This window comes from Pseudanabaena sp. BC1403, assembly GCF_002914585.1.
Lineage (GTDB): Bacteria > Cyanobacteriota > Cyanobacteriia > Pseudanabaenales > Pseudanabaenaceae > Pseudanabaena.
In genome coordinates, this window is sequence record NZ_PDDM01000048.1 from 1 (window position 1) to 21,351 (window position 21,351).

Annotated in this window: 21 protein-coding genes; 10 read left to right on the plus strand and 11 right to left on the minus strand. The window is 42.5% G+C overall.

Annotated features, from left to right (window positions below; genetic code table 11):
- A partial coding sequence (locus CQ839_RS23815; protein WP_103670792.1) for a hypothetical protein occupies nucleotides 1–593 on the plus strand: 593 nt, incomplete at its 5' end.
- 28 nt (nucleotides 594–621) lie between these two features.
- On the opposite strand, the gene CQ839_RS23820 is transcribed toward CQ839_RS23815, so the two are convergent.
- The 6 genes from CQ839_RS23820 to CQ839_RS23845 form a co-directional block, all read right to left on the minus strand.
- Nucleotides 622–1,116: a DUF427 domain-containing protein gene (locus CQ839_RS23820; RefSeq protein ID WP_103670793.1), complete on the minus strand. Its 495-nt coding sequence runs from the start codon at nucleotides 1,114–1,116 to the stop codon at nucleotides 622–624.
- Nucleotides 1,117–1,177: 61 nt separating this feature from the next.
- Nucleotides 1,178–2,500: a 5-histidylcysteine sulfoxide synthase gene (ovoA, locus tag CQ839_RS23825; RefSeq protein ID WP_103670794.1), complete on the minus strand. Its 1,323-nt coding sequence runs from the start codon at nucleotides 2,498–2,500 to the stop codon at nucleotides 1,178–1,180.
- A gap of 81 nt (nucleotides 2,501–2,581) precedes the next feature.
- Complete coding sequence (gene egtD / locus CQ839_RS23830; protein ID WP_103670795.1) at nucleotides 2,582–3,592, minus strand: L-histidine N(alpha)-methyltransferase; 1,011 nt, start codon at nucleotides 3,590–3,592, stop codon at nucleotides 2,582–2,584.
- Between the two features lie 116 nt (nucleotides 3,593–3,708).
- A complete protein-coding gene (locus CQ839_RS23835) occupies nucleotides 3,709–4,182 on the minus strand; it encodes a TspO/MBR family protein (RefSeq protein WP_103670796.1) in 474 nt (157 codons plus the stop codon).
- Nucleotides 4,183–4,184: 2 nt separating this feature from the next.
- Entirely contained in the window at nucleotides 4,185–4,694 is a 510-nt protein-coding gene (locus CQ839_RS23840; protein WP_103670797.1) for a thiol-disulfide oxidoreductase DCC family protein, read from the minus strand.
- 140 nt (nucleotides 4,695–4,834) lie between these two features.
- Nucleotides 4,835–5,719, minus strand: a complete 885-nt coding sequence (locus tag CQ839_RS23845; protein ID WP_103670798.1) for an MBL fold metallo-hydrolase — start codon at nucleotides 5,717–5,719, stop codon at nucleotides 4,835–4,837.
- A gap of 737 nt (nucleotides 5,720–6,456) precedes the next feature.
- Here CQ839_RS23845 and CQ839_RS23850 point away from each other — a divergent pair.
- The 3 genes from CQ839_RS23850 to CQ839_RS23860 all read left to right on the plus strand — a co-directional run bounded on the left by CQ839_RS23850 (nucleotide 6,457) and on the right by CQ839_RS23860 (nucleotide 10,906).
- Nucleotides 6,457–8,823 (plus strand): cation-translocating P-type ATPase, encoded by a 2,367-nt coding sequence (locus tag CQ839_RS23850; protein WP_258040861.1) that lies wholly within the window; start codon nucleotides 6,457–6,459, stop codon nucleotides 8,821–8,823.
- 123 nt (nucleotides 8,824–8,946) lie between these two features.
- Nucleotides 8,947–9,267, plus strand: coding sequence for a quaternary ammonium compound efflux SMR transporter SugE (gene sugE / locus CQ839_RS23855; RefSeq protein ID WP_103670799.1), 321 nt, complete (start codon nucleotides 8,947–8,949; stop codon nucleotides 9,265–9,267).
- Nucleotides 9,268–9,313: 46 nt separating this feature from the next.
- Nucleotides 9,314–10,906: a CPBP family intramembrane glutamic endopeptidase gene (locus tag CQ839_RS23860; RefSeq protein ID WP_103670800.1), complete on the plus strand. Its 1,593-nt coding sequence runs from the start codon at nucleotides 9,314–9,316 to the stop codon at nucleotides 10,904–10,906.
- Nucleotides 10,907–10,931: 25 nt separating this feature from the next.
- Here the strand turns inward: CQ839_RS23860 and tilS are convergent, their stop codons facing one another.
- On the minus strand, nucleotides 10,932–11,945 hold the full coding sequence (gene tilS, locus CQ839_RS23865; protein WP_103670801.1) for a tRNA lysidine(34) synthetase TilS: 1,014 nt from the start codon (nucleotides 11,943–11,945) through the stop codon (nucleotides 10,932–10,934).
- Nucleotides 11,946–12,201: 256 nt separating this feature from the next.
- Here tilS and CQ839_RS23870 point away from each other — a divergent pair, with 256 nt between their 5' ends.
- Both CQ839_RS23870 and CQ839_RS23875 read left to right on the plus strand, forming a co-directional pair.
- Nucleotides 12,202–13,368, plus strand: a complete 1,167-nt coding sequence (locus CQ839_RS23870; protein ID WP_146048803.1) for a hypothetical protein — start codon at nucleotides 12,202–12,204, stop codon at nucleotides 13,366–13,368.
- A gap of 141 nt (nucleotides 13,369–13,509) precedes the next feature.
- Nucleotides 13,510–14,115, plus strand: a complete 606-nt coding sequence (locus CQ839_RS23875) for a hypothetical protein (RefSeq protein ID WP_103670803.1) — start codon at nucleotides 13,510–13,512, stop codon at nucleotides 14,113–14,115.
- A 46-nt stretch (nucleotides 14,116–14,161) separates the two neighbouring features.
- On the opposite strand, the gene tyrS is transcribed toward CQ839_RS23875, so the two are convergent.
- From tyrS to CQ839_RS23890, 3 genes are all read right to left on the minus strand, one after another.
- Nucleotides 14,162–15,376, minus strand: coding sequence for a tyrosine--tRNA ligase (gene tyrS, locus CQ839_RS23880; protein ID WP_103670804.1), 1,215 nt, complete (start codon nucleotides 15,374–15,376; stop codon nucleotides 14,162–14,164).
- A gap of 125 nt (nucleotides 15,377–15,501) precedes the next feature.
- Nucleotides 15,502–17,259, minus strand: coding sequence for an ABC transporter ATP-binding protein (locus tag CQ839_RS23885; protein ID WP_258040862.1), 1,758 nt, complete (start codon nucleotides 17,257–17,259; stop codon nucleotides 15,502–15,504).
- Nucleotides 17,260–17,501: 242 nt separating this feature from the next.
- Nucleotides 17,502–18,344 carry a hypothetical protein gene (locus tag CQ839_RS23890; protein ID WP_103670805.1) on the minus strand — a complete coding sequence of 281 codons (843 nt, stop codon included), beginning with the start codon at nucleotides 18,342–18,344 and terminating at the stop codon, nucleotides 17,502–17,504.
- Nucleotides 18,345–18,476: 132 nt separating this feature from the next.
- Here CQ839_RS23890 and CQ839_RS23895 point away from each other — a divergent pair, with 132 nt between their 5' ends.
- The 4 genes from CQ839_RS23895 (at nucleotide 18,477) to aroQ (ending at nucleotide 20,525) form a co-directional block, all read left to right on the plus strand.
- Nucleotides 18,477–18,884 (plus strand): MAPEG family protein, encoded by a 408-nt coding sequence (locus CQ839_RS23895; protein ID WP_103670806.1) that lies wholly within the window; start codon nucleotides 18,477–18,479, stop codon nucleotides 18,882–18,884.
- Nucleotides 18,885–19,021: 137 nt separating this feature from the next.
- Complete coding sequence (locus tag CQ839_RS23900) at nucleotides 19,022–19,543, plus strand: DUF1499 domain-containing protein (RefSeq protein WP_181016326.1); 522 nt, start codon at nucleotides 19,022–19,024, stop codon at nucleotides 19,541–19,543.
- A 176-nt stretch (nucleotides 19,544–19,719) separates the two neighbouring features.
- A complete protein-coding gene (locus CQ839_RS23905; RefSeq protein WP_103670807.1) occupies nucleotides 19,720–20,046 on the plus strand; it encodes a carbon dioxide-concentrating mechanism protein CcmK in 327 nt (108 codons plus the stop codon).
- A gap of 38 nt (nucleotides 20,047–20,084) precedes the next feature.
- On the plus strand, nucleotides 20,085–20,525 hold the full coding sequence (gene aroQ, locus CQ839_RS23910) for a type II 3-dehydroquinate dehydratase (RefSeq protein WP_103670808.1): 441 nt from the start codon (nucleotides 20,085–20,087) through the stop codon (nucleotides 20,523–20,525).
- 20 nt (nucleotides 20,526–20,545) lie between these two features.
- Here the strand turns inward: aroQ and CQ839_RS23915 are convergent, their stop codons facing one another.
- Nucleotides 20,546–20,863, minus strand: coding sequence for a site-specific integrase (locus tag CQ839_RS23915; RefSeq protein ID WP_103670809.1), 318 nt, complete (start codon nucleotides 20,861–20,863; stop codon nucleotides 20,546–20,548).
- Between the last annotated feature and the right edge of the window lie 488 nt (nucleotides 20,864–21,351).

Genomic DNA, 21,351 nt, shown 5'->3' on the forward strand with positions numbered 1-21,351 from the left:
TCGTTTCTGATATCTCCCTCCTGTTTCTATCCTTGCTTTTTTCCTATTCTAATTATTTTGCGCTTCTTTTTGGGAGCGGAATGTGGGCTAAAAAATCTAGAGAATTTAGTGACCTTGTCCGCCAGCAAAAATGGGAGAAAGCGAGCAATAAATCATTCGAGAAATTGCAAAAAACTGTTAAACAGGATTTTGGTGAGAATGTACAGATGGTGAGAAACATGGAAGGACTCGCCAAAATGTCTGAGGTTTTGAAAGACTTCATTAGACCCTATGCTAATATTCCCCAGAATAAGAAAGAGCTTCAGCGTCTGTTAGAGACCGCAGTGACAGCTTGGGATTTAGCGCTTATGCCAAAAGAAAAAAGGGAATCTGAGTTAGACCAAATATTTGCCTCAATGCTTAAAAAAGCTAAGAAAAAAATAGATAAAGAGGATCTTGCGACTAGTAAAGCTTTGATTGAAGATTTTATTAATCGCAAATTAAAGTATTTTGCTGATGAGCAGCGACAAGTCGTAGATTTTCAGGTAGAGTACCTTGGTCGAGGTGAATACCATCTCTCAGTAGCGTCCACAATGTCTAACCCATCAATCTAAGCAAGATTTTTGATGTATTGAGGCAAGGCTACCATCCCCAAGTACCTACTTCGCCTTTAAATGGCCCCACAATATCAGAAGTAATCCAGCCACCATAAAAATCACCAGCTTGCGGCGTGATTAGCTCATCATTGACGTAGCAGGCATCCATGAGACTCCCGTAGAAACTAATCGAGTTTTGAATATCTACGAAATTAGGAGTAGGGACAGTATATCGCCAGCCCGCATTTTGGATATATTTATCTGCGATCGCAATATCATAATATTGGCTGATTCCCTTCCATTCGCACATCGTTCGCCGCGAAGTTTCAACCAAATACTCCATTTTGATATCTTCTATAGGAATGTAATAACAAGGCGGATGACTGGTTTCTAAAACCCGTTTAGCGCGATCGGTTTCTGCCAAAACAATATCATTGCAAATGATGCGGATATGCTTAGTTGTATCCTCTAAGATTGCAGGACGGGGATAGTCCCAGACAGACTCTTGACCTGCTTGTGGTTCAATTCGATTTGGATGCATGGGAATTAATTATCTCTTAAATATATTCTAATCATTCGTAGGGGCAATTCATGAATTGCCCCTACGAATGGGCTATTCTAAAGCCTGCATGTTGATAGAAGTTGGGACGGAACCAGTTACGATAATACTTCTCAGCTTCGGTTCCACTTGTAATCCAAGAGCCGCCTGCCATCATATTGTGTTTAGTATCAAAATATGAAGCGGAATAGCCCTCATATAGATAATGGGGTTGATATCCTGTGAGCGGCGTTAAATGATCGCTCAGCCATTCCCAAACATTGCCGCGCAGGTCGTATAGCCCTGACGGACTTTGGGCTTCTAAAGAACCAACAGGACTCGGAGAAGCAAACTTTAAATTGAGATTGAAGCCTGAATTTGTTTCCTCTATGGGCTGCCGTAAATTTGACACTCCGTAAGTTGCCAGATTCCATTCTGCCTCACTCATCAGACGAGTATCATTTCCTTTCCAATGGCAATAGGCGATCGCTTCATAGTGATTGACCTCGGCAGGAAAATCAAAGGGCATCGCGATTTCATCGAACATAGCGCGATATTTATAGTTGTTACCTTGCTGAATCCAGAATTTAGGGTGCTTGATCTTATGCTGAACTTTCCAAGACCATGACTGTTCGTGCCAATATTGTTGATTTTCGTAGCCGTCATCTTTGACAAAATCAAGAAATTCGGCATTTGTAATCAGGTATTTACTCGCTTGAAAAGTCTCTACATTGACAAGGCGATCGCCATATTCAATATCCCAACCATAGATGTTTGAATCTTGAGGTTTGCCCAGCTGTACATCACCACCCTTAATCTCAATCATTTCATTTGCGGAGGTATAGCCATTGGCTGGAGCGTATTGCCAACTTTCAGGACGGTGGAGTTTATCAACTGGTAATTGGCGAATTAACATCGATGAGGTTTCGATATGAATATATTGATGCTCGATCGCCATCATTAATGCCCAAAGCGGATGTTCTTGATTGATCGGCAATGCGATCGCCATATTATGAATAAATTCACTAATCCTGTCATAGACTTGCTGGCGATATTCCCAAACTGCGGTAACTTCCGCTTGTCGCAGACTGGCAAAAATACCAGATATATCATCGGGCTTTTCGGGATCGACTCCGATTTCAAAGAGAACTTCAAAATCTGGATTAATTCGTGCAGAAAGTAACCCGACTCTGACTAATTTATTGATATAAAAGACTGCCGAATGACCTAGATAAAAAATCAATAAATTGCGGAGGCGATCAGGATTCGTATAAAAAGTTTCAGGACTAACTAAACTTTTCATCAAGCTATCTTCGATTTGCCAAGCTCGCTGAAAATAAGCAAGGATTTCTTGGCGATCGCAACGGTGCAGATTTGGTGGTTGCATAGATGGAAATTTTATTACGTTTAGTCTATAAAACTATAGGCACAATTTATGAATTGTCCCTGAGTTTTTGAGTAAATATCCTTAAACTTGACACAAAACTAATCCAAACAAATTTTGGGGATCTGTCCAGATTTTGACGGTTTCTAAACCCTGCGATCGCAGTTGGGCTTGAACTGCCTCTAGGTCAAACTTGCGCGAGATTTCAGTGAGGATGCTTTCACCAGCTTGAAACTGGATTTTGAGATCGAGAATATCTAAAGAAACTTGATGGGGCGATCGCGCATGTAAATACATTTCAATTTGATGATCGACCTCGTTGTAAATTGCTTGATGTGTAAATAAATCAAGATCGAAATCACCTTGAAACCGCCAGTTCAAATGGGCAAGCATATTCAAATTAAAAGCAGCCGTTACTTCTTGGCTATCGTTATAGGCAGCTTCTAAAATATCTTTAGGCTTTTGCAAATCAATACCTAACAAAAAATAATCACCCTGAGTTAACGCATGGGCAACCTTGCCTAAAAAATCATCGGATTCTGCTGCGGTGAAGTTACCAATCGAGCTACCTAAAAAGAAAATCATCCGCGATCGTCCATGATTTTTGCCTAGATAAAGTAACGCTTCTTCGTATGTACCTAATAAACCTTCAAGACAGAGATCGGGATATTTTTCTTGCAAATGTAAGACTGTAGTTTTGAGGATGCCTCCACTCACATCGATCGGAATATAACTGAAAGCATCAGGCACAGATTCAGTTAATGAGTTAGCTGCTTTTTGATAAGCACTTAATAAATAATGCGTCTTTGTAGAACTGCCACTACCCAATTCCACTAATTCACAAGAGCCAGTGATAGCGGCTATTTCATCAGCATATTGATTTAAGATCCATGCTTCGGTACGAGTAGGATAGTACTCGGGTAAATCACAAATCTGCTCAAATAATTCGGAACCACGATCATCATAAAAGTACTTTGGTGGAAGACTCTTAGGACTTTGTGTTAATCCTTGAACTACATCATCACCATCTTTGCTAATTGATTGGGTTATAGCTGAATTATGTTGATGGAGGATTTTTAAATGCTTAACTGTCATGCTCGGATTCTCACCTATTTATGTTTATACGATAGATTTTATTGTTTGGATGTATGTCAATAATCGTAGGGGCAATTCATGAATTGCCCCTACGATTTAGGATTGCTATATTCAATCTAAATTTGTGATGGATTGAGTCTTACCATCACCCATGTTACATAAGTCCCGATGGGACTCCAGAGTAAATATGGCATTAATAGCCATCCTGCTAAGCTGGAAATTTGCCAAACTTGGGTCGTTAAAACTAAACCTAAGATAAAACCGATCGCCCCAGAGAACACCCCAGCCCTAACATTGCGTAAACGGGTCATAACTGGAGTGTAGGACAAAATCGCGAATTCAACGATCGCATAACTTGCCATGAGCAACCATGTGCTGAGTGTGGAGGGTTGAGCTTCCCATAGTGCGGCGGCAGAGGTAATGCCGCAAATAAAGATAAAGATCCAGATAAAGGGGATGGCTTTTTCAAAGGTTAGCCATCGAGGGCGACGCAATCGCATAAACCATTTGTAGTCGCTAGGAAAAAGCTTGTTAAATGCAAAGCCTCCTCCAAATGCGGCAGTTCCGATTACTAGCCAAGTAGTTATCATGCTTATCTCCGATCTTCGATCTCGCAACCATCGGCACAACGCCCTTGGCTATTATTTAGATTATTTTCGCGTTCGTTTTGGTATTGTTGCCGTTTTGCCACGATAGTTTTAAGATTGCCTCGACCAGTCAGCAAAAGTCGATAGTCTGCCCAAACGCCATAGAGTAAATCAGCTAAACGTCCAAAAAGTGGGATTTTGGTAATCGCATAGATCCAGCCGATACCGAGAATGTCGTAGGTTTGGCGAAATACTTCGACATTTTGGACAATCTCACCATTAGGTAATACAGCGTGAATCCGACCCATTGCGGTCTCAAAATCTATCCCAGCATTATCGGCAGGGTCGTAATCATCGGCGGCAATATCTACAAAATTAATTAAACCGCGATCGCCATCTTTGCTTTTTAGAAAGTTTACTTCACGCACACATAGAGGACATGCGCCATCATAGAGCAGCTTAATTTTCCAAGTTTGAGCTTTGGTTTCTTTGACGTTTGTCTGCGGAGATAGCATTGGGTTAGTTTTTTGGGTTTAGCCCTATTTTATCGCGATCGCTAATGATCCCAATAAAACCCAAAAATGTTGCGGCGGGCTACGCCCGCCGCAACATTTTTGGGTTTTATTGGCTTGGGTTTGAGCGCAAAGCGCTTTAATCAAACTTTAACTAGAGGCTTTGCATCAGCACGAATAGGAATAGAAATATACATTCCCTCTCTAGCCATTACTGCGCCCGAAAACTTCTCTTGAGCCAGCCGACCAACCTCATCCAAGTAATCATCACTATGCAAAGGATCATGATGAAAAATTACCAGAGTCTTAACATTTGCCGCCTCGGCAACTTTGATCGCTTCTTGCCATGTCGAATGCCCCCAACCAGCTTTTGGACTGATACTCGACCAATATTCCTCATCAGAATAAGTAGCATCCATAATCAATACATCTGCGTTGCGAGCTAGATATACAAGATTTTCATCAACGCGATCGCTTAAATGTTCAGTATCAGTAGCATAAACCGCCACGCGATCGCCACAACTAACTCGATAGCCCGTTGCCTCCCCTGGGTGGTTGAGCATTCCTGACTCGATTGTCACCCCATTACCAAGCTCGATCACGCTGGGAACTTCAACATCAAAAAACTCTAAACATGAAGCCATTATTCGTAATGGCACTGGGAAGTTAGGATGATGCATCTGCTCCGCCAGCCGATCCTCCATCGTTTGTCCTGTCGGCGCAATTTTCCCGAAGATTTTAAATGCATTCCCTTTAATAAAAGCAGGCGTGAAAAAAGGAAATCCTTGAACATGATCCCAATGGCTATGGGTAAAGAAAATACTCGCATTAACTGGCATCTGCTTTAACAAATGCTGACCTAAAACCCGAATCCCAGTTCCCCCGTCAAAAATAATGCGTTCACCTTGACAGCGCATTTCTACACAAGGAGTATTGCCTCCATAGCGTACTGTGGTCGGGCCTGGAGTGGCTATACTGCCACGTACACCCCAAAAATGAATAGAGAACTCGCTGTCAGAAATGGACATTAGCTAACTCATTGTCAGAGAATTTTTAAACCATTGGGGGCAAGTCTGAAAATTTAGAAAATTTTAATAAATTTCTATTTTTAAATTGTTAATCTCAACACTAATTGTGAATATTAAACGTCACTACAAACCTTGCTAATCTTGGTGAGTTTACTACGCTCATCATTGATTGTGTCAATCTATTATCTAGTATGAATAGTATCTAGTACTAATCGCCAGAACTTTAAATCTATACATGTCTGATTTTAGCAGTCACATAGAAAGAACAAGGAAAGTAGGCAACGATTAAAATATCAGAATGCTGTATCAGAATAATTACCCAATCAATCAAATTAGATTAGGGTATATGCTAACTCTATGTATTGCTTTGTGGCTATCAGCTTTTAGTACTAGCTATTGTCTAATAAACACCGTAATACCAAAACATAAAATGGCTTCACCATTTTGTATTTTCAAAACCCTTACTGGGTTTGGTTTTTAATTCACAAAAGTGTCGTCACACTTTTGTGAATTGGTATAAGTAGCTAGACGCAATTAAATATAAAACCCCAAAAGCTGTAGCGCACGCGCAGCGTGCGCTACAGCTTTTGGCTCTGGTTTTTAATTAAGCCCAGCTACTTAAGACTAAGTCTGACAAGTAGATAGACATAAGTAACCAAATTTGTAGGTTTTCAATCCTGCGGGGCGCAAACCTACAAATTTGTGGATGATTTTTTATAAATTTTGGATACAAGTTTGTGACAGTGCCTCAATCAACAGCAACACCTATCTCGCCATCTAGTTTGCAATCTAGCTCCTTAGTCCTGACGATCGCAGGCATGAAGTGCGCGGGTTGTGTAGCAACAGTCGAAAAACGTTTGCTTACCTGTATAGGGGTCAAGGCGGCAAGCGTGAATTTGCTAACCGAAAAAGCAACCGTAATTTATAGCGCTGAAAATTCAGCACAGGAACTAGCACCGCTATTGATTGAGGCGATCGCCAAAGCAGGTTTTTCGGCTGAGTTTATTAGTAAAGGCGTTCGCAAAACTACTCACAATTCTGTATCACAAAATCCTACTAAAAACTCTTGGTTCGGGATTAGTCAAGAAATTGCCATCCCATCATCATTGGTAATTTTAGCGATCGTCGGACATTTGGGCTTGATCGGTGTAGCTGATTTGCCCCTAATTGGCAATATGTATGCCCATTGGGTCGTCTCGACTGTTGCGCTAGGCTGGATTGGGCGACCAATCTGGTGGGACGGGCTGAAATCGCTATGGTATCGCGCCCCAAACATGAACTCCTTGGTGGGCTTGGGAACAGTTTCAGCATATTTAGCCAGCACGATCGCCTTATTTGTACCACAGTTAAACTGGCAATGTTTTTTTGAAGAGCCTGTAATGCTGTTGGGATTTGTATTGCTAGGTCAAGCTTTGTTAGAGCGAGCCAAGGGCAAAGCGTCCAATGCAATTCGAGCTTTGATGGAGTTACAACCCCCTAGCGCCAGATTGTTAGTAAATAGTGCTGATGGCGATCTGCAAGTACCTATGCCTGTGGAAGATCTGCAAGTAGGCGATCGCATCGTAGTTTGGGCAGGGGAAAAAATTCCTGTTGATGGTGAAATTATCGCTGGTAGCTCTAGCGTTGATGAGTCAATGCTGACGGGCGAATCAATGCCAGTTGCTAAGCAATTAGGAGCGCGGGTTACGGGAGCAACCCTAAATTTGACAGGAGCAATTACAGTCCAAGTTTTGCAAACTGGCTCCGAAACGACCTTAGCGCGGATTGTATCGCTAGTGGAATCAGCACAGGCAAGTAAAGCGCCGATTCAGTATTTAGCCGATCGCGTGGCGGGATATTTTGCTTATTCAGTAATGGCGATCGCTGCTTTGACATTTCTGATTTGGTACGGATTGCTCCATGCCGAGATTGTGTTTAGTTTACGATTAGCGATCGCGGTTTTAGTAGTGGCTTGTCCTTGCGCCTTGGGATTAGCAACGCCAACGGCAATCATGGTTGGTACGGGAATCGGGGCAGAAAAAGGCATCTTGATCAAAGGGGGCGCTAGTCTTGAAAAAATCGATCAACTCTCTGCTGTAGTTTTTGATAAGACTGGCACTTTGACCACGGGCAAGCCTGAAGTTACTGATGTTGTCACCAATGACTTAATCGTTTTTGGACGAAAACTCATTGAGCAAACTACTTTCAAGAGTTTGGTTGAAGAACGTGAAGTCCCGAAATCAGCTCTACGGATTTTGCAATTAGCTGCTAGTGCGGAAGTGGGCGCAAATCATATTCTCGGAGCATCCACGATCGCTAAAGCTGAAGAATTAAATATTGAGTTATTACCTACCCAATCTTCGCAGATTGTGGCTGGCTGTGGTGTCGAAGCGATGCTGACGACAGGCGAAACAATTTTGGTGGGCAATAGGGCTTGGCTACAAGAGCAACATGTCAAAATTTCCAGCGAGATGTTAGAGCGATCGCAGAATTTAGCAGAATTCGGCAAAACTCCAATTTTTATCGCTGTGGATTCCCAACTAGTTGGAATCATCGCCATGCGTGATCGACTAAAACCTGAAGCCGCTGAAGTCGTCAGGCAAATTGAAGCGATGGGATTACAAGTCTGGATGCTCACAGGCGATCGCCAAGAAACCGCCAATGCGATCGCTAATCAGTTGGGCATTCCCTCAGAAAGGGCGATCGCGGAAGTCAAACCCGATGGCAAAGCAGATGCTGTAATGAAATTACTTGCTGAAGGTCAGCGTGTAGCCATGATTGGCGATGGGGTTAATGATGCACCTGCCTTGGCTAGCGCCACCGTAGGCATTGCGCTCAGTTCAGGTACTGATGTTGCCATGGAAACTGCTGATATTGTGCTAATGCGTCATGACATTAGCGATATCGTCCCCGCGATCCAACTCAGTCGCGCTACTTTTAGCAAAATTCGCCAAAATCTATTCTGGGCATTTGCTTACAACACTCTAGCGATCCCCGTTGCCGCAGGGATTCTCTACCCCAGTTTTGGCATTTCTCTCAATCCGACGATCGCAGGTTTAGCGATGGCATTTAGCTCTGTAAGTGTAGTTTTGAGTTCTCTATCATTGCGATCTAGAAGAAAATAGGTTGTGCAGCGCCTCGCGCTGCTTATAGCGGTTTTCAGTTGAGTGGGACACAAAAAATGTAGTGGCAATTCATGAATTGCCACTACATTTTTTAAAATTTTTTGTTCAGTTAAGGAATACATCGTGGATTGGATTAATTTAATTATTGCGGGACTATTGGAAGTTGTTTGGGCGAGCAGCTTAAAATATACCGAAGGTTTTACAAAACCTTTACCCAGCTTGCTTACTCTCTCAACTATTACAGCTAGCTTTATCTTGCTTGCCCAAGCCTTAAAAACTCTACCCGTTGGCACAGGCTATGCAGTTTGGACAGGAATCGGCGTGGTGGGAACTGCAATCATCGGCTCGGTATTTCTCGGTGAATCGAGGGATTTACCGAGATTTATCTGCATCAGCCTGATTGTGCTCGGTATTGTCGGTTTGCGATTTACAAGCTCAAAATGATAGGATGATCGCTACTTTGCCCTGCCCTCTCGCCTGAACTACAAGAATGGATTCTAAGTCTTTGAATAACAAATCTTTGAATGCTAAGTCATTGCTGCTAAGTATTCTCAGCTTATTGTCTATTTTATTTATTCTCTTTACTTTGCAGGCTAGTTGGAATAATCCGCAGGAGCAGACAAAATTAGACTTGCTCCAAACTGATTTGATTTTGCAAGCCACTCAAATTCAAGGGAAAGCTCAAGATAGCACCAAAGATGACATATTCCAGGTTTTCATCGGCGAAAGCAAACCTCAAGAACTCTATGCACAGGCGCTCAATAGTTATCAAGAAGTACTTAAAGCCAGTAAATCTAATCTCGCTAGCCTAGAGCGACTCTCTCAATCTCCAGAGTCAAGAGACTATGAACCACAGGCTCTCTCTAAACAAAAGCAAAAGAAACAAACCAGCGTTAGTGAAATCAGCATTCGGACAGGGCTGCTGCAAATTCAAACTGGCGATACTCAAGGTGCGATCGCTACATGGGAAGCCGTTGCAGAATTAGAAGGGCAATCCATGACTAGCTATGGATTAACGGCGCAGATTCTCAAAGGTCTGTGGTCAGAGCCAACAATGTTATTCCCTAATGCCGAAGTTCAGATTCAACGAACACTTGATGGTTGGTATCGCAAAGTGGCCCTAACCAAACTATATCAATCACAACAAAGAAGCGAAAAAATCCCTGAACTTGAACAACAAGCTCAAATAGAAGTTAACGCGGCAATTAATCGTTTAGTCATCATCAATTCCATACCACTAATCGGCGGTAGTGTGGGGATTTTAGTTTGGATAGGCTTACTAGTTCAATGGATTTTCTTCCGCAAATCTTCTCCATTCCATCGCCCCTCCCAAGGCGACCTAGATCAAAATCTAAATCAAAACAATTTGCAAGTACCTTGGGGTTTTGGAACAATTTGGGAAGTCATGGTTCTATGGTTTACCGCATTTTGCCTAATGACCCAATTAGTGCTGCCATTAATCTTTGAATTTTTAGGAATTCAAACAAGAGCGAGTGAAGATTACACAATTCAAGCATTGCTAGTTTTGATTCCCTATACGCTTTCAGTTATTCCGATGCTACCAATTTTGCAAGCTAGTCTTGCAGTCTATCAGCCTTTACCAGAAGGATGGTTTCGCATCAAAATCAAGCCGCCACAATGGCTATTATGGGGAGTTGGTGGATATTTTGCCTCCGTTCCCTTAGTTTTAGTAATTTCTATAATTAGCCAAAAATTTCTCCAAGGCCAAGGCGGAGGCAATCCCCTATTACCAATCTTGACTGATAGCCAAAATAATTTACCTAAGTTCCTACTCTGGACAACTCTGGCGATCGCAGCGCCATTTTTCGAGGAATATCTATTTCGTGGGTTTCTACTACCTTCACTGGCTAAGTTTTTACCAGTTTGGGGTGCGATCGCTCTAAGTGGATTTTTCTTCGCTCTAGCCCATTTAAATCTTGCCGATATTATTCCTCTGACCACTTTAGGTATAGTGATGGGCTTTGTCTATTGGCGATCAAAAAATCTGCTCTCATCGATGCTCCTACATTGTCTTTGGAATAGCGGTAGTTTCTTTGCGCTGATTGCCCTCGGAGGGAAATAACTAGAAGGTTTGCAAAGCGAACCTTCTAGTTAATATGAAGAACAATCCAAGGATGTTCCACAAATGCGGAAATATTGCCTTTAAATGGTGCGCTCTGCGCTCGATTCTGAGCAGTCAATAAATTCAAAAATCTCTCAATATCTTCAAAATTCACCTGATGTATCAAATACTTTGATAAAAACTGTCTAACGATCCTTCTCTGTAATGCTAGCGGTTGCTCTTGCAAAAGTTGGCGATGCAAGCGCGGTAAGCGCTCATCCCAAATCACCGAAACATTATCTTCAAAGAAACAACTAGCTTGCTTCTCCAAGTAGATTACATCGTCATGCAAAAGCTCTGAAGTCTGCGCGATAGCAATTTCTAGCTGTGGATTAAAATGCTCCTGCAAATAAGGAATTGTTTCCAAGCGTAAGCGATTGCGACGATAGTCCAGATTTTGATTAGTGCTATCTTCCCAAATAGGAATTTGATTCTCTCGACAAAAGGCTGCGGTTTCATGACGACTGACGTTTAACAAAGGACGCACCAACTTAATCTCTGGCTTAATTTCTGGCGTAAGCGATCGCACCCAAGTCAAAGAAGCTAAACCATCGGCTCCACTTCCGCGCATCAAGTTATGTAGCAATGTCTCAACGCGATCGCTACGCGTATGCCCTGTCGCCACATAAGCACATTTATGAATATTCGCCATTTCCACCAGCATCGCATAGCGCCATTTTCGAGCATCAGCTTCACTAGCTAGGAGACTTTTGGCGGTTCTCAAACAAAAAGCAATTCCCCATTCCTTTGCAATATTTTCAACATGCTCGGCATTAGCACTTGAGTCGCTTCGCCACTGATGATCGCAATGAGCGATCGTTAAATTCCAGTTAAACTTTGCGCTTTGCATCTGTAAAAGCTTGGCTAAACATAGGGAATCCTGCCCTCCAGAAACTGCCACCAAAAGACTTGCATCTCTAGGTAATATTTCAGGCTGCGATCGTAAAACTGCGTTTAAATTAGCCCGTAATAGTTTTGTAAACCGATTTTGAGAGTTCAAGGGTTATTGCTTGCTAAAAATTGTATAAAAAATGATTATCAATGGCATAATCATGTATAATTTGAGGTCTTCAGCATAAGAGAAATCGTGCGAAGATCTTAAAAAGAGTATTGCATTTTTGTGTTGTTTGAATGAGAAGCGTTTCGCTTTTCTACTGTTCCGAATTTATTGAGCCAAAGATTGCACGATTTCTGCTAATACAACAGCGAAGTTTGCTTGAGGGTGAGGAATATACAAAATGCAAAAGGGAAGCTCTATGATGAATAAATTATTGCTGGTGTCCGCAGGAGCCGTATGGGGATTTATGGTGATTACACCAATCAATGCCCTATCTGCACAGACAAAAGTTGCTAAGAACGATAAGGTAAGCAATTCACAAGTTGCTAAAGACAAAGTAAGGAATACCACAACAACTTCTAAGAATGGGGTAAAAAACTCTACAACAGCTAAGAAAACCTCTAAAACGGGAGTTGTCAAAGCGCCAATACTACAAAACAAGCTACCTTACACTGCTAAGGATTTAAAGCAGCCTCGGACAGATGTTGCAGCGATGCCATTAGCATTCAAGCGAAATTCTTCCATCTCAATTTCTACCAATCCTGATGTAGATCTTGTCGAAATCGCTCAAGCCAGTACAAACATCGCCCAGACAGGTAATGCGACTTCTAACTCTCCAGACATTATCCGTCAGCAGCTACTCATTCGTCCAATTACACCTCAAACTCAGAACGTATTCAAACAAATCTACACACCATCATTGAACGCTGGTACTCCTGTCGCTTTTGGACTTCAAACAGGTGATGCTTTTATCAGTGTTGTCGGTGCAACTGCTGGGAGACTGAGAGATACCGTTGATGGCAGCATATCAGTTGGTGCTGGTTTGGGAGATGCTAGCCAGTATGCGGCAGTCGAAGGTGTTTTCAATATCAACAGTATTCGTAACTTCGGTTCTAACGGCTCTTTTGATCTCAAAGTTCATCGTCTCATCTATCAAGATGATTCTAGACAAGCTGCGATCGCAGTGGGCTGGACAAACTTTGCGAACTATGGCTCAAACGCAGGAGGTACGCCTTCCTCAGTTTATGGAGCTGCAACTATTTCCCAGTTGACCAATCCAGACAATGCTGAGAATCCTCAACCAATAGTTGCGACTATTGGTGTTGGTGGTGGTACATATCGCAAATCCACTAGCAGTGATGGAGTCGGCATTTTTGCTAATGTTGGCTACCAGTTTGACCCGCAGTGGGGAGTGAGTACAGCATGGTCTGGACAAGGACTAAACTTTGGTTTGGGCTTTTTACCAGATGTTACTTTCCCCTTAAACCTCACTCTGACTTATTCTGATGTCACGAACAATAGTAATGCAGGTACTCAGGTTATCTTTGGTGTTAGCTATGGGTTTAATTACTCTGGACGTAGGTAAGTTCAGCATGGGTAAACTTAAAACCTAAAAGCTTGTGCCGCCCGCTAAGCGGGCGGCACAAGCTCTGGTTTTAGTCTTAACTATGCTGAACTACTTGGATAAGTTGCGATCGCTCTGAAATAACCTAGCTGCCAAATTTCTATGAAAAAAATATTTTTGTCAATTCTCGCTTCTACTATTTCTTTTGCAGGTATAGCACCTGTTTTTGCGGGTAATTTCACAATTCAACCAGGATGTCAAACTTCCAGTATCGCAATTTTGCAGAATACACCGCCTGTTCGTAAAAGCAATTTGCTGAGCATCGATATCAGCCAAGCGATCGCAGTATTGTTAAATTCTGCGAATACTAACGCAGATATTAGCAACGTTATCGTGCTGTTGAGCAATGGTAACGGAAGTGGGACTGGTGTGCAGACAGCACAAAACGCTTTAAGCGCTAGCTTTGCCAGTTTGGGAATTAACGTGGGAACAGGCTCACCTGCATTAGCGTTAATTGATGCCCTTACTGGACTTATTCCTGCTAACTTTAATGCAGGAGCAGAAAAGCTTCAATCTGTTGATCTCAAGAAGCTATTTTTAGCGATTGAATCTTTTAATCAGATTGTGAATGAGCTTGCGGATATTGCCAAAGGTTCAGATCCTGTTGCAGCAGAAAAAGCTTTAGCCTCTTTAAATGCTTTATCAACAAATCAAGCATTCACCACCCTTTCTACGACTCTAGCCTCTATCTCTAAAGGTTTGAACTAATTCCTCCAAAAAAATAGGGGCGGCGCTTCGCGCCGCCCCTATTTTTTTAAATCAATCGAAGAAACTTTTTCTTGCCAACTTGCAAAACTTTACCAGCAAGTTCTTCGATACTGGCAAAGGTGCGATCGCCTAATTTTTCACCATCGAGTTTCACAGCACCATTTTTGATTTGACTCTGTGCTTCGCTGTTGCTCTTGCAAAGTCCCGATGCCTTGACTAGATAATGCAATGGTGCGGGAAAATTTATCTGAGAAAGATCAAATTCGGGAATATCACCCAGATCAGTAGTATTGCCTGCGAGGACAATTTGTTCGGCATCACGTTGCGCTTGAATTGCTGCTTCAGGGCTATGGTATTGACCAACGATCGCTAAAGCCAGTTGTTTTTGCTTTTCGCGAGGATTTTCTGGGAGTGTCTCTAGGTCAATATCAGTGAGCAACTCAAAGTATTTATCAACAAGAGCATCAGGCACTTTTTCCAATTTGGAATACATACTCAATGGCTCGTCGGTGAGTCCGACATAGTTACCAAGAGATTTAGACATTTTCTGCACACCATCTAAGCCAACTAATAAGGGGAGCAATAGTCCAAACTGCGCTGGCTTGCCTTGACGATTTTTGTCTTTGAGTTGCAGGTCGCGCCCGACGAGAATATTAAATTTTTGATCAGTACCACCTAGCTCCACATCGGAGTCGATCGCTACCGAGTCATAGCCTTGTAATAAAGGATAGAGAAATTCATGCAAATAAATCGGATTGCCTTTTTCATAGCGATCGCTAAATCCCTCTTTGGCTAACATTTGCCCGACAGTCATGCTAGCTTGCAAATTAATAATTTGCTGTAAATCAAGTTTGTTTAGCCATTCCCCATTACGACGCAACTCGAAGCGATCGCTAGAAAAGTCCAGAATTTTCTTGGCTTGCTCTAAATAAGTTTCGGCATTGTAAGCAACTTCTTCAGGAGTTAGTCTTGGGCGAGCTTCAGAGCGACCTGTAGGATCACCAATTTGGGCGGTGAAGTCACCAATAATTAAGACAGCTTTATGTCCAGCATCTTGGAATTGACGTAATTTTCGCAAAGCAACGGTATGCCCAAGGTGCAAGTCAGGACGGGTGGGATCGATGCCGAGTTTAATGCGAAGTGGGCGATCGGTCTTTTGGATGCGATCGCGCAAGTTGTCGGTTTCGCTATCTGGAAATATTTCGACAACACCACGTTCTAAGAGGGTTGAGAGATTTGTTGGGGTTGAGCTTTGAGACATTCTAAAAAGTTACTTAAATTTTTGTTAACGACAAGGCGAAATCACGAGGTCTTAATCATACTACGCTAAAGGTTTGAGGCTTTTAGAGCTTCTAGCTCATACAAAAATTTACCGCGCTAAAATGTTTAAACTATTGTGTCAAACTGACGAGAATGAAGTTGAGCATAACGTCCTGCTTTTTGGAGAAGTTCGTCGTGGGTTCCCGATTCGACAATTTGACCTTGTTCCAAAACGATGATGCGATCGCTATTTCTAATAGTTGCTAAGCGGTGAGCAATAATAAATGTCGTACGTCCTTGCATCAGGCGTTGTAGAGCCTCTTGGACAAGGCTTTCCGATTCGGTATCAAGAGCAGAAGTTGCCTCATCAAGAATCAGAATTTTGGGATTGTGCAGGACAGCACGAGCGATGGAAATACGTTGACGCTGACCACCTGATAGATTCACACCACGCTCGCCGACCCATGTATCGTAACCTTGGGGAAGTTCCATAATAAAATCATGGGCATTAGCAATTCGTGCGGCTCTTTCCACTGCTTCAGTGTCATAATCCTTCTGACCAAAGGCAATATTAGAAGCAACGGTTCCAGAGAAAAGAATGTTCTCTTGCGGAACTAGAGCTAATTGTTGGCGGAGACCCTTGATTTTGACATCACGAATGTCATAACCATCGATGAGAATTTTGCCAGACTTGACATCATGGAAACGCATCAGCAGATTCATCAAGGTAGATTTTCCTGCACCCGACATGCCGACAAGGGCAATCGATTCGCCTTTATTCGCAACTAGATTAATATCGGTGAGAACAGGGCGATCGCCTTGATAATGGAAGCCAACATTTGTGTATTCGACTTTGCCTGTAACTTCAGGAAGAGCGATCGCATCAGGCTTTTCGATCACAACAGGTTTAATCTCAAATATCTCGAAAATGCGATCAATTGAAGCTTCAGCCTGTTTGATTTCGTTATAGCTACCAGTGGTATTGGCGATCGGGTCAATCAATAGCGCAACCCCAGCACCAAAAGCAACAAACTGCTCAGGTAGCAACCATTTATTAGAAATTAGCCAACCACCGAGTAGAAATAGAAAACAAATTCCTGCGGCTTCCAAAAAGCCAATTACAGGATATTGAATAGCCTTAACGCGATCGGCTGCATATTTACGGCGGCTATTTTGTTCGGATTCTTGCTTAAAGCGCTCGATTTCATAGGATTCTGTGGCAAAGGCGCGAACTAAGCGAATACCGCTAAAAATCTCGGATAGTAACGCGGCTAAGTTGGAAACTTGATCTTGGCTACGGCGACTGAGCTTCAACATGCGATCGCCAAACCAAGCGATTAATATGGCGATCAAAGGCGCAACGGCAAGAGTGGTGAGAGTTAAGATCCAATTCAAATAAATCATGTACGCCAGTACAAAAATCAATTGCAGTACTGATGGAATGAATTGATGAAAAAATTTGCCGATCACCTCACCAATGCGATCGATATCTTCAGTCAAGCGATAGGATAAATCACCTGTACGAGACTCTGCAAAATAATCTAGATCTAAAGTCTGCAAATGTGAGTACACATCTACGCGCAAATCTCTCGCCGCATTCAGTGCGGCTTGCGCCATCATTGAATCCTGTCCATACTGCCCCAATCCCCGAAACACAAACATAATTACGGTGAAAGCCGCGATCTGCAAAATGGCGGTGACATCACCCTTGCCAAGTGCTTTGGCAACCCGTCCTAATAGTTCGGCAAGGAGAGGCATTGTGCCGATAAAGACTAAGGTACATAAAAATGCTTTGCCAATCAGAAAACGCTGGGGATAGACGTAATCTCGTATCTGCCAGTAGGAAGAGCGCTTTGAAGATTTCCCAGAAGATTTTATTTCCAAACTCGTAGCTCAAATGTTTGCAATTCACCAAGGATTAGTCTCTCACTTTATCGCGCCAATTCGCCGCGATCGCAATATACCAAAGCACAAAATGGCGTAGCCATTTTGTGCTTTTAAAACCCTTACTGGGTTTGGTTTTTAATTCACAAAAGTGTAGCTACACTTTTGTGAATTGGCATTGCCTATGTAGCGAGACCGAAAAGAGATGTGCCGCGCGAAGCGCGGCACATCTCTTTTCGGTTTTAGGGAATGAGTGCGAAGCTATTAGCAAATTGATCGAATGCTGATGAATTTGGGCTATTGGCAGCATTCTGAGAATCAGGCTGGTAATAGCGAACTGTATAGATAAATTTATCGGCTTCTAAGGTTAATACTTTGACCTTCCAGCTTGTAGATTTATTAGAAGAATCGCCAGCAGCGATCGCAATTGTAAATTCCTCTTTCGAGCCAGACTTTGCGCCTTTAACTTTGGGATCAAAAGGAATTTTTACGAGATCTTTTGCCTTGTCAGAGCCATCGGAGGCGATCGCCTTGCCATCAATCGGTTGTCGCGACACCACCGTATAAACTTGCTGACTTTGTTGTAGCTTTTTAACTAGATCATTTTTATCTTCGCCCACTGGGATCTCACGACTAGGTGTAAAAATTACCGTACTTGCGCCCGAAGGCTCTAAACCGAGATCGATCGCTTTCCAGTCCGCAGGATAGCGCAGCATATAACCCGCACCCGTATATTTGCCAGTTGTTTCAGGCTTGGCATCCTCAGATCGACAAATCTCGATTTTGCTAGCATCTTGATTAGTTTGTAAGGTATAGCGCATATCTTCAGCAATCAGCGCAATCTCAAACCCTGCTTGAGTCGGAGCCGCCGTTTGACATAAATCATTAGCATTAGCTGGCTGTGGCTTTTGTGACTCCGCTACGATCGCCACAGTTGGCGATAGCTTGAGCTGCGATCGCAAATAACTGATTGCTTTTTCGGTAGCAAGATTATTAGTTGGCGCTGTGGCGTTATTTGATGGAGTCTGCTGACAGCTAACTAATGCGATCGCAGCAATTCCGATATAGGCGTAAAACTTTGGCATAACATAAAACGAGATATAGCAATCATCATAATGCTTAGTAACAAGGGGGACGAATTACGAATTATCAACTCGTAATTCGTAATTCGTAATTCGTAATTCATAATTATCCAATCACCAATTACCAATTACCAAATGGACATCAAAACACTCGTATTTCCTGCGATCGTCACTATCTGCGCATTGCTTGTTTACTTTGGCTTAGGTATCGGTGTGGCTGTAGCTCGTGTTAAGTATAAAGTCATGCCACCACAAATCACTGGCAACGAAGATTTTGAGAGAGTCTTTCGTGCTCATCAAAACACTCTTGAACAAATCGTGATCTTTTTACCTTGCTTATGGTTGTTCAGTATTTTTGTTAGCCCAAATGTGGGCGCGATCTTAGGCTCTGTCTGGGTTGTGGGGCGCATTGCCTATGCTTGGGGATATTATGTCGAGGCGAGTAAACGCGCCGCAGGAAATGCGATCGCTTCTTTAGCAACTCTTGCTCTTATGTTTGGCACACTTTTTAACTTAGTCCGTGGATTGTTTTTTGCAGGTTAAACTTGCGATCAAAAAAGCGATATCAAAGATATCAAATAAGGGGGTGAAAGCCCCTTCCATTGATGGATAGATTGAAAGAGAATATAAATGCCATAATCAATTGCGTATAAATACTCAGAGAAATTAGCTATATCAATATGTCAAAACTTGTCGCGATCGCCGCGAGCTTATATTTTGTTACGCTTGCTTTTTTCGGATTTGTTCCTGCCGCTTCTGCTCATTCCCTTAACTATTCACTAAATTCTGCGATCGCAACACCTATGGCACTTTTTTCTTTTTCTGGCACACGCCCCTCTAATATCGGTGTAACCAATGGCAAGCTCCTCGATTGCCCCGATTCTCCTAACTGTGTCTCTAGTCAAAGCACCGACGCAGAGCATAAAATCGCACCTTTGACCTATACAGGCGATCCCGCCAAAGCCTTAGAAGATCTTAAAGCGGTGATTTCTAGTATGCCTCGCACCAAAATCATTACCGCTGAAGGCAACTATCTCTATGCCGAGTTTACCAGCGCTCTAATGGGTTATGTCGATGACGTTGAATTTTATCTAAATGCGGACAAGGGCATCATTGAGGTGCGTTCGGCTTCTCGTTTAGGTAAGTCCGATCTTGGCGTTAACCGCGATCGCGTTGAAGCCATCCGCGCTCAACTTGCTTAAATTAAGTATGGCGGCGCGAAGCGCCGCCATACTTAATTTTTCCGCTCTTTATATTTGTTTATGACACAAATAAACGATGCGTATCAATCAATCGATACCATTGAGATTTATGATTGAGTTTGATAAAAACACCGTTATTTGATTAATTAGCTTTTTTACAAGCTCAAGGAAATTTTATGGGAATCGCAGTTGGTTTGGTTGAGGTGCTGGGGCATCCTCCTGCACTGTCCGTCGCTGACACAATGGTCAAAGCTGCAAATGTAACTTTTGTGGGCTATGAGAAAGTAAGCGGTGCACGCCTAACCATTATCATCCGTGGGCCAGTTGGTGATGTCCAAAAAGCTGTTGCCGCTGGTGTCGAAGCTGCTAAAAAAATTGAAGTCTTGAGTTCTAAGGACAAGGCTCTATTTTTGTCAGCAACTGTGATTCCTCGTCCTCATGCCAATCTCGAAGTGATTACCAAGACCATGCAATTTAGCGAAGCCCTTGGACAATTCCGTTAATCAAGGAAAAGGGAAAAAGGAAAAATATAATTTAAAGCATGAAAATTCTGGTTTTGCATGGGCCAAACCTCAATATGCTTGGCTTACGAGAGCCAGAGGTTTATGGCAGCACTACATTAGCGCAAATTAACGACCGCCTAGCTCAAGATGCATTGGAGTTAGGCGCAGAATTAAGCTTTTTACAATCAAATCATGAGGGCGTATTGGTTGATGCGATTCATGCTGCTTTTCAGGTACAGCAAGGAATTTTAATCAATCCCGCCGCTTTTACGCATACCAGTGTGGCGCTGAGAGATGCGATCGCTTCTGTAAATATACCTACTGTGGAAGTACATCTGAGTAATGTGTACAAACGCGAAGAATTTCGCCATCATTCGTTTATTGCACCAATTGCGATCGGGCAAATTAGCGGTTTTGGTGCTGAGAGCTATCGCTTAGGATTACGAGCGCTAGTTGCTCATTTAACTGCATCAAGATAATCTGAAAATCTGAATTCTTGTCAACTAGCACGCACTGCATCAAGATTTAAATCTAGTTCTTGCTGGAGTACTTCCCGATATAAAAATAAAATGGCACATAAAGCCTGATTTTGGGTTGAGGCAGCAACTTTTTCATCGACTGCTAGATATGTCAGAAATGTATTGAGTTCTTCACCGTTCATCTCGCTAAAATGTCTTTTGTTATGAAACAAAATGTAACGACGAATCCACTGCACATATGTTTTTTCAGTTTGGTAGAAGGAATGCTTAATGCGGATCGCGTCGCGCACTCGGTCTAGAAGTTTTTTCGGCTTCTGCTCTGTCGTGTTAACCTGCATTTTTCTGTATAACTCACCTATATGGGATATTACCCCGAAAAATTCTGTATAATACACAAAATAGTTGTGTTACCCAGAAAGTTTCTGTATAATTATCATAATAAGGGTAATTATTCAGAAACTTTCGTTAGTATCATGAATTATTCGCGCTCGCCCAAAGTACAAAAAATGATCGTCACTGCGTAAAGGTTGCAGCAAGCCCAAATCTTGAGCGCAAATAAATAAAGACACTAACAAACTTTCAGTATAGTTACTAGTTAGACTTCCTAAATTCCTGCCCACGTTTCAGCGAAACAGAAGACTTCTGAGGCAAAGCAAGGTCATGTTTACGCAGTTCATGGTCATGTATTGAAAACCACAAAAATGACGAGGTGCAAGTATGTCATTCGAGCGTGTACACCGAGTATTAGACGACAATTAACTTGACCAGTCGCGACAACTAACTTGTCTGGTTGAGAGAAGAGAGAAAAAACGAAAGCACTAATTGT

What these genes read in the sequence shown, in the direction of transcription:
- CQ839_RS23835 (WP_103670796.1), bottom strand. Translation starts at nt 4,182, where the DNA reads ATGATAACTACTTGGCTAGTAATCGGAACTGCCGCATTTGGAGGAGGC.
- CQ839_RS23840 (WP_103670797.1), bottom strand. Translation starts at nt 4,694, where the DNA reads ATGCTATCTCCGCAGACAAACGTCAAAGAAACCAAAGCTCAAACTTGG.
- CQ839_RS23845 (WP_103670798.1), bottom strand. Translation starts at nt 5,719, where the DNA reads ATGTCCATTTCTGACAGCGAGTTCTCTATTCATTTTTGGGGTGTACGT.
- CQ839_RS23860 (WP_103670800.1), top strand. Translation starts at nt 9,314, where the DNA reads ATGGATTCTAAGTCTTTGAATAACAAATCTTTGAATGCTAAGTCATTG.
- aroQ (WP_103670808.1), top strand. Translation starts at nt 20,085, where the DNA reads ATGAAAATTCTGGTTTTGCATGGGCCAAACCTCAATATGCTTGGCTTA.
- CQ839_RS23820 (WP_103670793.1), bottom strand. Translation starts at nt 1,116, where the DNA reads ATGCATCCAAATCGAATTGAACCACAAGCAGGTCAAGAGTCTGTCTGG.
- CQ839_RS23915 (WP_103670809.1), bottom strand. Translation starts at nt 20,863, where the DNA reads ATGCAGGTTAACACGACAGAGCAGAAGCCGAAAAAACTTCTAGACCGA.
- CQ839_RS23895 (WP_103670806.1), top strand. Translation starts at nt 18,477, where the DNA reads ATGGACATCAAAACACTCGTATTTCCTGCGATCGTCACTATCTGCGCA.
- egtD (WP_103670795.1), bottom strand. Translation starts at nt 3,592, where the DNA reads ATGACAGTTAAGCATTTAAAAATCCTCCATCAACATAATTCAGCTATA.
- tyrS (WP_103670804.1), bottom strand. Translation starts at nt 15,376, where the DNA reads ATGTCTCAAAGCTCAACCCCAACAAATCTCTCAACCCTCTTAGAACGT.
- CQ839_RS23905 (WP_103670807.1), top strand. Translation starts at nt 19,720, where the DNA reads ATGGGAATCGCAGTTGGTTTGGTTGAGGTGCTGGGGCATCCTCCTGCA.
- CQ839_RS23890 (WP_103670805.1), bottom strand. Translation starts at nt 18,344, where the DNA reads ATGCCAAAGTTTTACGCCTATATCGGAATTGCTGCGATCGCATTAGTT.
- CQ839_RS23870 (WP_146048803.1), top strand. Translation starts at nt 12,202, where the DNA reads ATGATGAATAAATTATTGCTGGTGTCCGCAGGAGCCGTATGGGGATTT.
- ovoA (WP_103670794.1), bottom strand. Translation starts at nt 2,500, where the DNA reads ATGCAACCACCAAATCTGCACCGTTGCGATCGCCAAGAAATCCTTGCT.
- CQ839_RS23875 (WP_103670803.1), top strand. Translation starts at nt 13,510, where the DNA reads ATGAAAAAAATATTTTTGTCAATTCTCGCTTCTACTATTTCTTTTGCA.
- CQ839_RS23900 (WP_181016326.1), top strand. Translation starts at nt 19,022, where the DNA reads ATGTCAAAACTTGTCGCGATCGCCGCGAGCTTATATTTTGTTACGCTT.